The sequence below is a fragment of the Clostridium sp. C8-1-8 genome (assembly GCF_009928445.1).
Lineage (GTDB): Bacteria > Bacillota > Clostridia > Clostridiales > Clostridiaceae > Clostridium_AR.
Genome location: NZ_JAABNO010000105.1, coordinates 1 through 222, shown reverse-complemented (window position 1 = coordinate 222; position 222 = coordinate 1). Strand labels below are relative to the sequence as shown.

At 26.1% G+C, this 222-nt stretch carries 1 protein-coding gene; it reads right to left on the bottom strand.

Going from position 1 to position 222, the window contains the following annotated elements:
- The coding region (locus GXK57_RS26290) for a hypothetical protein (RefSeq protein ID WP_160680949.1) at positions 1–222 on the bottom strand (222 nt) is incomplete at both ends.

The following is a 222-nucleotide window of genomic DNA, read 5'->3' as shown; positions in this document are numbered from 1 at the left end:
CCATGCATATTTTCCATCATTCATTGAATAAAGTCCTATGATTTTATTTTCAGGACTAATTAAATCTGTAACTATTGCAGGTGAAACAGCCGTAATTTTACAATCCTTCATATACTTTATTATTTTTTCCTTCTGTATAATAGGCTTATTTATTAAATCCTTTATCGATGGATACCTATTATCTTTATAATTTTCATATGTTTGCCCTATAAAAATCATATT